Source organism: Photobacterium carnosum (assembly GCF_021236965.1).
GTDB classification, from domain to species: Bacteria; Pseudomonadota; Gammaproteobacteria; order Enterobacterales; family Vibrionaceae; genus Photobacterium; species Photobacterium carnosum.
On the sequence record NZ_WMDN01000051.1, the window covers coordinates 1 to 3,630 of the forward strand.

4 protein-coding genes are annotated in these 3,630 nt (G+C 36.9%); 3 read left to right on the top strand and 1 reads right to left on the bottom strand.

Translation table 11 applies throughout. The features are described from left to right. Positions 1–460 precede the first annotated feature (460 nt). Entirely contained in the window at positions 461–1,480 is a 1,020-nt protein-coding gene (locus GLP24_RS19665) for a replication initiation protein (RefSeq protein ID WP_232579661.1), read from the top strand. 190 nt (positions 1,481–1,670) lie between these two features. Here the strand turns inward: GLP24_RS19665 and GLP24_RS19670 are convergent, their stop codons facing one another. After that, complete coding sequence (locus GLP24_RS19670) at positions 1,671–1,925, bottom strand: hypothetical protein (protein ID WP_101770487.1); 255 nt, start codon at positions 1,923–1,925, stop codon at positions 1,671–1,673. A 152-nt stretch (positions 1,926–2,077) separates the two neighbouring features. On the opposite strand from GLP24_RS19670, the gene mobQ reads away from it, so the two are divergent. Further along, the gene (mobQ, locus tag GLP24_RS19675; RefSeq protein ID WP_101770483.1) at positions 2,078–2,938 is read left to right on the top strand and encodes a MobQ family relaxase; all 861 of its coding nucleotides are present in this window, start codon (positions 2,078–2,080) and stop codon (positions 2,936–2,938) included. Beyond that, complete coding sequence (locus GLP24_RS19680) at positions 2,935–3,417, top strand: hypothetical protein (protein ID WP_101770480.1); 483 nt, start codon at positions 2,935–2,937, stop codon at positions 3,415–3,417. Before mobQ ends, GLP24_RS19680 begins: the two co-directional genes overlap by 4 nt. The last annotated feature ends 213 nt before the right edge of the window (positions 3,418–3,630 follow it).

Below are 3,630 nucleotides of genomic sequence, written 5' to 3' on the forward strand. Positions count from 1 at the left end.
TGATGTTAAATACTAACAATTTAAGAGGTCGCTTAGGCGGCCTTTATTGTATCTGTTTGTACGGAATTGTCCGTACTCGTCATTTTTTGTTATGAGAATATTGGATTCAATATTATGAGTTGGTTGATAAGTAGATATTCGTCACATATTTGAAGGGAAGAAAGAGTAAGAGAATTAGTTAATGTATTGATATTTATGGAATTATGATTTTGTTAGTTTTTAACAAAAAAAACAGATCCAACTAAATGATTTATATAGAGAAATTTTGAACTTTAAATATGATAGCGTATGATAGGTTTCAGAAAGGACAAAGCCCCGAATCTCATCTTCTAACTTGGCGGAAAGGAATGAGAATTCAGGGCTTACGAAAACTATCACAGGGATAATGATCTCTTAGGGAATTATATCAGATGCCACTTCAAACACAATTATTAGATAACCGCCATAAGTGCGGTTATGCGTGAATATTAAGCATTCAAACCGTTTTAAACTGGATCTTGAAGATCTGTTTATCAATACGTTACCTTATAAGCCTTATTGTACGGATGAACTAGGGGTTACTTATATTCGCCCTAGGCAAAACGCAATAAAAAGAAAGTACATTCAAATCAATCGACCAAAGATGGTCATGTATCTAATCTTTGACATTGATAGGAATGGTGCTGTTTATGCTTGGTACGATAAAAATCTCCCCGCGCCATACTGGACAAGTAAAAATCCAGAGAACGGTCATGCTCATATTGTTTATCGCCTAAAAATCCCATTCTGTACGTCAGATATTGCGAACTTAAAACCTATTCAGTATGCCGCAGCGATTCAATCCGCCATGATTGAACGATTAGGTGCTGATCGTGGGTATGCAGGATTATTAACAAAAAATCCGAAGCATCCACATTGGCAGAATAAGGTATGGACGGAATATGAATACACATTAGATGAGTTAGCTGATTATCTTGATCTGCGAGGTCATCCGTTACGAGGTCATCAGGCTGTTGGTCTTGGTCGTAATTGTGACTTGTTCGAAAACGTCCGTAAATGGTCATATAAGACGATCCGTGAATATTGGCAGCCTAACTATAAGCGTTCATGGAATGAAGCTGTCTATGCCGAGGTAGAGTCCTTAAATAGTCAATTTACTGTTCCACTTCCTGTATCAGAAGTTAAGGCGATAGCTAAATCGATTGCGAATTGGACATACCGACACTTTACACCTGAAAAATTCCGTGAATCTCAGGCTATCAAGGGACGTAAAGGTGGATTGATTGGTGGTAAACGCGGTTCTATTGAGGATAAGGCTAAGGCTGGTGCCTTAGGTGGTATTAAAGGTGGTAGGGTTTCTAAAGGAGGTGGTAGACCTGATAAAAAAGAACTGTTACCTAAAGTTATGGAGTTAAAAGCATTGGGTTATAACAACAGATCTATTGCCGATGATTTAGGTTTAAGTGCTGGCACTATCAGTAATTGGATTCGTAACATTTAAAATACGTGATCAAAAACAAAGCAAAGCCTTATCAGATAACAGCCCGTTTTAGGGCTGTTTTGCTTTATAGGGAATTTAAAAAGAAACCTTATTGTTTGTGTGCGGAGCACAAACTGATCGCGTACTTTCATTTCCAATAAGGCGATTGTGTGTAAAGTTGGGGCAGCTTGTCTGTCCTACTTTTCCACAGTTAGCCTTCTCCTCGTTGTGGTAAGTTTAATAATGACCTATCTCTTTCTGATTTGATGTTTTTGTCCAACATTTTATCTAATCGTTCTTGGGATAATTCTCCTGATTTCACCATTGCTAATAATGTACCACCAATAACTATTTTTTTACGTGTTTCTAATTTTCTCTCTTTGCTTTTCTCTTTTTGTTGTTCAGCATTAATTCTCGCTTGTAGTTGTGCTTGTTGTTGCTTCATTTTCTCAAGTTTACTGCTCATAACCCCTTCCTGATTAAATTGTATCGTTGCGTATAGAATATCATAATACTTAAATGTTTCGTGTATGCTGAGAGATTAGGAAGGGCGCACTTATACGTTGTACCAACGTGTGCGAAATTTCTTCGAAATTTTAAGAGCTAGAGATTATCGCAATGGCAATTTATCACTGTAGTATTTCAGTAGGTTCTCGAAGTAATGGTTCATCTTCTGTTGGTTCTTGCGCTTATCGTGAAGGTTCAAAAAAAGAAGATCTTAAAACAGGTATTATTCATGACTACTCAAGGAAAATAGATGTCATTGAAAGTTGTGTTATCTGTCCTGATCATGCTCCTAGTTTTTGTCGAGATTCATCTCAACTTTGGAATGAAGTTGAAAGGACAGAAAAGCGAAAGGATGCACAATTATTTAGGGAAGTTACAGTGGCACTTCCAAAGGAACAAACCCAAGATCAGAATCGAGAATTAGTCCTTAATTATTGCCATGAAAATTTTGTCTCTAAAGGTATGATTGCGAGTATTTCATTTCATGAATCTAAGACGGAAAACCCTCATGCTCATATCATGTTGACGATGCGAGAGTTAACAAGCGATGGATTTGGTCAAAAAAATAGAGAATGGAATAGTAAATCAAATTTACGTGAATGGCGTGAAAATTGGGCAATATCTGTTAATCGAAATCTTGATAAAAATAATATAAATCAGAAGGTTGACCATCGTTCTTTGCTTGATCAAGGTGTTCTGCGTACCCCTCAAATTCATGTCGGTTATGCTGCGCTTGAAATGGAAAAGAGAGGTGAAATATCGGAACGAGGACAGAAAAACAGAGAGATCATTCAAGGTAATGACGTTAAATCTGAAACAATTGAACAAGGTATTCAGTCGATTAGGCATTCTTTTAATAACTATAAACGTGAACAAGCCGAGATTGCCGTTCAAGAAAAGGCATTAATGGAAGTACAAAAAAATCAAGAAAAAGAGAATAGGCAAGATGTAGATAGAGGTTTTTCGTTATGAATCAAGAACAAAAAATATATGCATTAATGGCTTGTGCTGAAGATCATCAGAAAATAATTGATGAATCTATTCAAGAATTTAAAACCGCGAATCAGCAAGAGTTGGCTCAATTATCCGCGAAACAAAAACAACTTCACGATGAACATCGTATTGTTATGAAGGATTTGCGTCGTTTGGCAGAAAAAGCCAGTGAGAATAATTTTCAACGATTAGGTTGGATGTGGTTTATTCAGACGTTATTAGCTTCACTCTTAGTTGTATCGCTTTCTGTTGGTGGGGTTATTTGGTTTGTTAACCATAAGTCTGATGAAATCATAAAGATGAATTACACCGTAGAGAAGTTAAGCAAGAAAGGCGGTGAAGCCGAGATACACTCTTGCAGACGAGATAACGGTAAGGTTTATCCTTGTGTCCGAGTGATGACGAAATGGGGAGGTTATGGCAATAATCGTGATCTCTATATTATCGATCCTAAATAACTGACGCGCTGCGCTTGTCGATACATGGTGCTTGGATAATTTCGTACCTCAATTAACCAGGCCCATGTATTCGAATTCAAAAAACATCATTTCCCCGTCAATTCTTAATAAATACCGGTCAAACTTAGATTTTTGGATTGGGTAACATTGATAACAAAATAACAACGTCACTTTTTGACTGATTTAATCGGATTAAACCGCCTTAAATACTCG